Genomic DNA, 7,117 nt, shown 5'->3' with positions numbered 1-7,117 from the left:
ACTTGATATACCAATCCAAATTGATCAGTAATGTCCTGGAAGCAGCACAGATCCTTCCAAGCATCTCTTTCAATACAGCTATTGATACAGTTATCGAAACAACAAAACAAACGATAAAATATAAGCAATCACCTACTCAAAAAAGCTCAACAACCAAAAGCCGTGAGCCAATTTGATTGCATGCCTTTATAGACCCTACCTCGTCTATCAACATATAGGACCAGAACAACAACTTTATTCTCCATGACTTGATATACCAATCCAAATTGATCAGTAATGTCCTGGAAGCAGCACAGATCCTTCCAAGCATCTCTTTCAATACAGCTATTGATACAGCTATTAAAACAACAAAACAAACGATAAAATATAAGCAATCACCTACTCAAAAAGCTCAACAACCAAAAGCCGTGAGCTATAGAGGGCTTTGTTGCACAAACCTATTCATGACGGCTTATTCAGCAAAGCCAATATTTTGAGCGGTCAGATTCGCATACCATTGATAATCTACATAGCCTTTGTCAAAGACCACAATACTGCCAGAGGGAAACTGGAATTTTCGGCCTTGTACCATGTCATTTTCTTTACCATTTTCAACTGCAACAAACTCAGGAATATGATTGCTGTGATTCAATCCTATGCTGAGTTTCATGCTGGCTTTTGAATCATGAACTTTGGCCCATGCGCACAAGGAAAGCGACAGATCAATGTGACTGGCATCCAGGGAATACAGAGGATTCTTGAAGCGAAATTTATGGGCTACTTTTGATTTTTCACAGTATTGCAGTAATTGATGAAACATCTGTTTATACAAGGCAGCAGGTTGCTCCTCGTTGATTCGTGCCAGCGTGCTTCGGGGAATAGACTTTGCTCCGAGATGATTAAGCTTTTCCTGCTGGGACTCAAGATTGGATTGAATATCCCGTAGGCTTTGTCGGCAGGAAAGTTGGGACATTAACAGGGCAATAAACTGATCCCATCGAGAAGCAGATCTGAATTTCTGCCCAACATGATGTTGTTTAGCAAGCCGTTCAAAATCTTGTCGTAAGACTGGTTTAATTAACTGATGAAATACGGTATTCTGATGTGACAAAACCTGAATCCTGGTCGTTAAAGTGTTTGTTTGCACTCATATTTTAACTGTTCGGACTCAGGTTTTTTTATTTAAATCAAACTATGGGACAGCAGTGGCTTACAGCTCCCTTTTTTGTTGTGTAAACCCCAAATAGAAATGTCCGCTTGTAGAATCTGCGCTTTTGCTATTATCGAAGCGGACGGTTTATATCATCAATGCTGAAATTAAAAATCTAGATCATAATCACGATTTGGCTGCTTTTCAGGTTCATAAGTTTGCTCTAAGACATCGCTTTGAGGAGTCGGATTAGGCTTTTTCACCTCGTGGATATGGCTCTTTATGTTCTCAAAACTCTCTAAACACGATTGATATGACGCTCTTTGATGTTTCAAATGGTCATTTTGAGGCTCTAAAATAATTTCACATTTCAGATAGTTAAGCATGCGTTGGTCGTTTTTGATGATCTCCTCGATTTTGTCATAGTCCCATGTATTGATCATTCTGCTTGCTTGGCTGATGTATTTCTCCAAGTTTTGAGCTTTTTTCTGCACACAACCAATCAATTGCAATAGATTATTATCGTTGTATGCTTGCTGTTGTTGGGCTGAAAGTTGTTTGTGATCAGCAACGTAACCAGGGTAATAAGCGTCAATTCTCAAGTCACGGAAATCTGTAGCCGGCTTTGGCTTGGGTCGAATTTTAGCGACTAGGGGTTCTAGTTGTTCAAGTTGTTGATTAAGGTCATTAATCGTTCTACAGTTTCCCCAAGCGTATTGATCTGCTTGCTTTGCATCTCCAAGTCTGTGTAAAAGTCGGTGGGTAGCTGCAATTGCAAGATGGTTGAGAGTGCTGTCTCCAGGTCTGTCTGCTGTGTGTCTAGCGTCTGTTGAATGGATTTTAATTCGATCTTTACCAGGTCGCTGACAATGCTGTTTAAATCCAGTTGATTTAATGCTGTCGTTAATTGCATTTGTAACTGGGTTCTCAAGTTTTCTTGAAATGCTTGCTGTAATTGCTCCGAAAATTCGCCCTGCTCGAGCTTTGAAAGTTCTACTTTCATAGCCAAAATCAAGGCTTGTTGAGCTTCTTTCTCTGAGTTCAAGTTGTTGATTTTGTCCTTTAAACTCTGCTCTACTTCGCTGTAAGTGGTCAAAATATTCTTTAATGAACTGACCTGTTGACTCAAGGCTTCGTTTTGTTCTGCTAACAAGCTGTTTTGTTGACTCAACAAGGCGTTTTGCTCTGTCAAAAATTGGTCGATCTCGGTCTGCATAACTTATCTCCGTATGCTGTTTAGGTAATTGAGTTGGCTCTGAATTGTTTGTGAATTCTGTTGAATCATTTCTTTTTGTGCTTGGATGGTTTTTAGGTTTGTACTGAACTGATAGATCGTATAAAAACTGATTAAAATCATCAGCCCCCCAAAAACTGTACTCGCCCATGTCATGTATTTGGCTTTTTGAGAGTTTAATAGCGACTGAATTCCGGTCTCTATTAGCTCGCTTTGGCTCTCTTCTATCGCCTGCTTCACTTGGGCCTGGACTTGGGCTTGGATGCTCTTCTGATCTATCGAAATGCTGCCAATTGCTTTGTTGATTTCGGTCTGCAGCGATTCGATTGAGACTGAAAGCCGTTGGAGTTTCGATATATCTGTATTCGATATCTGCTCGTGGATTGCTTTTAACGCTACTAGATAGTCCATTGTTGCTTCTTGCAGCACTTGTGGTGATAGATTCCCCACCTCGGTCAAAATCGAGCTTAGATTGGATTCTATGGATCTTGTCGTACTCTCTATCCCGTTTAAAAGGGTGGTACTGTTCATGATAGGCAGCTCGCTTTGCTCGATAAGTTTCTCGAAGTTGATCAGCGTCTGTGAGAGCAGCTGCAAGCTCACGATCAGTTGGTTTATTTGATTCTGCCTCTCGAAGGCGCTCTGCATAAGCTCCAAGTTCGAATTTTTCATCGTAAAACGCCCCTTTTAGTCGGTGTTTGTCATTGTTGTTTAGGCGATGAGATCAAGATGCGAGAGCAGCGTAGTGTCACGCAAGGTAAAAAGCTCATGGAGATGCTGAGCTCTGCGATCAAGGGCTATCAGAACAAGGTACTGACTGCAGCCGAAGTGATTGATGAGCTCATCAAGTTGGCTAAGGCAATCCAAGAGTCAGACAAAATGGCAGAGGAACTCAACCTGACTGAATATGAATATGCGTTCTATTCAGCAGTTGCAGACAATGACAGTGCTAGAGAGTTGATGCAAAAAGAGATCCTGCGCGAACTCGCTGTTGTGCTGACTGAGTCTATTCGTAAGAACGTAACCTTGGATTGGACCATCAAAGAAGCTGCCAGGGCGAAGCTGAGAGTCATTGTGAAGCGTCTACTCAAGAAGTATGGCTATCCACCTGATATGGCTTTATTGGCTACTGAGACTGTGCTTGAACAGGCTGAGCAATTAGCAGAAGAGCTCTCTGCTGCTTAATTTTTTGCAATCAAATTACAACTATTAAAAAACTAGATTAGTTGTTTTAAACAACTAATCTAGTTGTACATCACATCTCAAGACCTAACTCTTTGAGGACACTAGAATACTTTCTGACAACCTCGGGATCTTGTAGTTCAATCAGGAGCCTTTTCTCTAGATCAGCATAGCTTTCCCCTACTGCAGCTTTTTGGCTTGCAAATGGATCATGGTGAGCTAGCTTGTTTGCAAAGAATTGAATCTGCTTGTCTGTTAGCTTCTTAGCTTTGCTGTGCGTGACTTCCTTAGGTTGTTGCTTAGTTATGAACGTAAATGAGAAACCACCGATCATACGTCCAGTTTTATGTTGCTCCATAATGGGATTATTAGATTTGCACTGAAGAAGTTAAAGGAAGAATGAAACTAAATAGAAACCAATTTGAAACTAATTTAGTTGTAAATTGGTTTTAATATACAGGCTGTACTAGATTAATCTAGTACAGCCTGTATAAAAATTAATGGCTAATGATATCGAGAATTTTTTTCCATAAAATCTCAACGACTTCTTCCTGACTTATATCATGCAGGTAAACTTCCGAAATTTCTTGTTGAAGCCACTGCTCTAATTTCTCTTGATGTGAAGAGTGACTTGAATATCCATTCAATCCAAAGTAAGTGATCATCTTATTTGATGAATTTCCAGAATCGTAACTCATAAAATCATACAGCTTCTGTAAAACAGATTTAATGACCTCTTTCTGAAAACTCTTCCGGATTTTTTCCTCTCGGTACATCAAGTCTAAGTTATTGTGGGTTAAATACACATTTGGCATAAATTTATCCTTGTAAAGTAAAGGATCACAAGAACTAGAAACAATGAGGATATAGATAACTTTACTTTCGATATCTACTATGAAAAAATCCCTACGCTAACCTACCAAGTGGCGTAGTTTATTGCCTCATATTCTTATGATCGTAATAAATGGGAAAAAGAGTTTTTAAAGCTCTTTTTTTTAAACAATTTTTTTGGTAACCAAACTGGTTACCAAAAAAATTAACTTGTTTTATGAAGGTTGTCAATCATATAATCCATACAAATAGCTATTTTTTTTTGAGACACTTCAATGGATGAGTTTGTTGCATTCCCTTCTTTTGGCTATTTCTTTGAAAATAGCGACACGGGTATTTCTGATAAAGATTTTGAAAAAATAAAATATGAAATCAATGACTTTGATATCATTGTTGGGAATGAAATAAACTCTTTACATAGACTTGTTTCGCAATCCAAAGAGTTTGATCTGATTGTTATAAAACCAGAGATCGATTTTTTTCTTTTTGTGGGGCTCTTTAAAAACAAAGATTCTGTACTTAAACATTACCGTCAATATTTTGAATTATTGAGACAATTACTTACTGATAACGGTAGTCTATATGTACATGTTTCCAATCTTCACCTAATGAGTGAATTCCAAGTAATATTAGATAAAGTTTTTGGTGAAGCTAGGTGTGTGAATCAAATTTTACTAAAAACCCATAATTCTTCATTTAAAGCATCAAAAGGTTTTACTAAAACCGCTCATGAGGTAATTCTTTTTTATACCAAAACAGATAACTTTATTTGGAATGATCTGGTCCAGACAATCACAGATGATAATTTAGCTAAAAAGTTTCCTCATGTGGATGCACTGGGGCAATTTAGACTCATGCCTTTACATGTTCCTGGTGTACGAAAACATGGTGAAACTGGTAGACAATGGAGGGATATGAATCCACCCGAAGGTAAGCACTGGCGTTTTTCTCCAGAAAAAATGGATGAACTTGATCAACAGGGCCTTATTCATTGGTCAAGAACAGGTAATCCACGTTTAAAGGATTATGTTAAAAGTGATACCGGTGTTAGATATACAGATTATTGGGACTTAGCATCAGCAAAAAATTCAACATACCAAATTAAAAATCTGCAGAAAGCCTATGAGGTTATTATTAAATCCAGTACCAATGAAGACTCTTTAATATTGGATGCTTTCAGCTTTGATAGCGTCTGTTTGAATGCGGCAAATAACTTAAATAGAAAATGGATTGCAGTAACACCTAATATAGAGTCCTTTTTATTTACATTACGTTATTTGGAAAAAGACTTTTGCTCGAAAAATTTGGCAAGGGCTATTACAACTCCAGAATTTATCTCCAATGAGTTCGCTAATCCTAGCCCTGTGTATAAGGTACAAAATAAAAATTTCGGACATTTAAGTCTTTTAAATAACCTTAGATTCATCTTAAATAATTAAATTTGTGGAAAAAACTTTAAGCTGCTGAACAGCTCAAGCTATAGCTAAATTCTAAAAAGATCAGCACATAAAAATGCCTGTAAAATCCATTTTTATAGGGTTTTAGGTGTGCTGATAAATTCAGTATTTAGCTATATCTTCTTATGAACATAGTTTGATTTTTACTGTCATATTGTCCTATAGCCTAACGGAACAAAATAAAGTCTTAAAAAGCAACTCAAAAACCGTATTTATAGACTTAATATTTAATTTCGGTACAATATGTATTTAATTATCTAAACTCTAACGGTACAGAATGCCTAATCAGGTCGGATATATTCGAGTCAGTTCAACTGAACAAAATACTGAACGTCAATTAGATGGAATCAGCCTGGATAAGACCTTTACTGAAAAGGCAAGCGGTGGTAGCCGTGAACGTCCTCAGTTAAATGCAATGCTCGACTATCTGCGTGAAGGTGATACGGTGCATGTTCATAGTATTGATCGTCTGGCACGTAATACAAATGATCTGAACGAAATTGTGAATAGTCTGAATGATCGTGGTATAACCATTATTTTTCATAAAGAGAATTTGACCTTCAGTCATGATGTAGCACAATCGGCAATAAATAAACTCATGTTTCAGATGCTTGCTGCATTTGCAGAGTTTGAACGCTCCATGATCCGTGAGCGTCAAAAGGAAGGAATTGCAAAAGCCAAAGCGAAGGGCTTATATAAGGGAAGAAAGCGGAAGGTTGACTATGTTGAAATACGAAAAGCAATGGCTGAAGAAAATTCAACATTTAGAGGTGTTGCAGAAAAGTTTAAAGTAGGGATAGCAACAGTACAAAGAGCTTTAAAAGAAGAAACTAATAATCAATAAGGTTGATTAATGAAGACGCTTAGATATTCAAATTTAGAAAAGATCATGACCATTTATACTGAAATTTCTACTTATATTACATTTCATAATGCGACTGGTTTAACAGATATAAATAAATCAATGGAAGATTTTTGAACCGTACCGGGTTTGTCGGAGACCAAGCTTTCTGAGAGAATGTCCCGATGAAAAAAGTAAAATATACCCCTGAAATCAGAGAAAGAGCGGTTCAATTATTGATTGAATCCGAGAAAGATTATCCATCGAATTGGGCTGCGATCACCGCTATTGCTCCCTGAGCAGTATACTGCGCAAGGGTTGTACTCCTGAAACACTACGTGTTTGGTATCAAAAATATTTAGATAAACAAAATCCAGTTAAAGTACAGCAGCTTTCAGACCAAGAACGTATCAAACAACTCGAACGCGAAAATAAAGAACTGC

General features: G+C 37.6%; 6 protein-coding genes and 4 pseudogenes. 4 read left to right on the top strand and 6 right to left on the bottom strand.

What is annotated here, in order from left to right:
• Positions 1-460: 460 nt before the first annotated feature.
• The 4 genes and pseudogenes from FTT83_RS14225 to FTT83_RS14210 all read right to left on the bottom strand — a co-directional run.
• Positions 461-1,090: pseudogene (locus FTT83_RS14225) on the bottom strand (IS4 family transposase); the annotation flags it as partial.
• Between the two features lie 206 nt (positions 1,091-1,296).
• Positions 1,297-1,731, bottom strand: coding sequence for a hypothetical protein (locus tag FTT83_RS14220; protein WP_100355861.1), 435 nt, complete (start codon positions 1,729-1,731; stop codon positions 1,297-1,299).
• A 56-nt stretch (positions 1,732-1,787) separates the two neighbouring features.
• Positions 1,788-2,345, bottom strand: a complete 558-nt coding sequence (locus FTT83_RS14215; protein ID WP_100355862.1) for a hypothetical protein — start codon at positions 2,343-2,345, stop codon at positions 1,788-1,790.
• A 3-nt stretch (positions 2,346-2,348) separates the two neighbouring features.
• Positions 2,349-3,035 (bottom strand): hypothetical protein, encoded by a 687-nt coding sequence (locus tag FTT83_RS14210; RefSeq protein ID WP_100355863.1) that lies wholly within the window; start codon positions 3,033-3,035, stop codon positions 2,349-2,351.
• Between the two features lie 39 nt (positions 3,036-3,074).
• On the opposite strand from FTT83_RS14210, the pseudogene FTT83_RS14205 reads away from it, so the two are divergent.
• A pseudogene (locus FTT83_RS14205) lies at positions 3,075-3,548 on the top strand (type I restriction enzyme endonuclease domain-containing protein); the annotation flags it as partial.
• Between the two features lie 70 nt (positions 3,549-3,618).
• Here FTT83_RS14205 and FTT83_RS14200 read toward each other — a convergent pair.
• Both FTT83_RS14200 and FTT83_RS14195 read right to left on the bottom strand, forming a co-directional pair.
• Positions 3,619-3,900: pseudogene (locus FTT83_RS14200) on the bottom strand (RepB family plasmid replication initiator protein); the annotation flags it as partial.
• Positions 3,901-4,042: 142 nt separating this feature from the next.
• Positions 4,043-4,360, bottom strand: a complete 318-nt coding sequence (locus FTT83_RS14195; protein WP_100355864.1) for a hypothetical protein — start codon at positions 4,358-4,360, stop codon at positions 4,043-4,045.
• Between the two features lie 291 nt (positions 4,361-4,651).
• Here FTT83_RS14195 and FTT83_RS14190 point away from each other — a divergent pair, with 291 nt between their 5' ends.
• The 3 genes and pseudogenes from FTT83_RS14190 to FTT83_RS14180 form a co-directional block, all read left to right on the top strand.
• Positions 4,652-5,815: a DNA methyltransferase gene (locus FTT83_RS14190; RefSeq protein ID WP_100355865.1), complete on the top strand. Its 1,164-nt coding sequence runs from the start codon at positions 4,652-4,654 to the stop codon at positions 5,813-5,815.
• Between the two features lie 295 nt (positions 5,816-6,110).
• Positions 6,111-6,677 (top strand): recombinase family protein, encoded by a 567-nt coding sequence (locus FTT83_RS14185; protein ID WP_006581699.1) that lies wholly within the window; start codon positions 6,111-6,113, stop codon positions 6,675-6,677.
• Positions 6,678-6,859: 182 nt separating this feature from the next.
• Positions 6,860-7,117 (top strand): annotated as a pseudogene (locus FTT83_RS14180) (IS3 family transposase); the annotation flags it as partial.

Source organism: Acinetobacter sp. YH01018 (genome assembly GCF_013420295.1).
Taxonomy (GTDB): domain Bacteria; phylum Pseudomonadota; class Gammaproteobacteria; order Pseudomonadales; family Moraxellaceae; genus Acinetobacter.
Note: the sequence above shows the minus strand (reverse complement) of the source record. Positions and strands in the feature narration are given on the sequence as shown.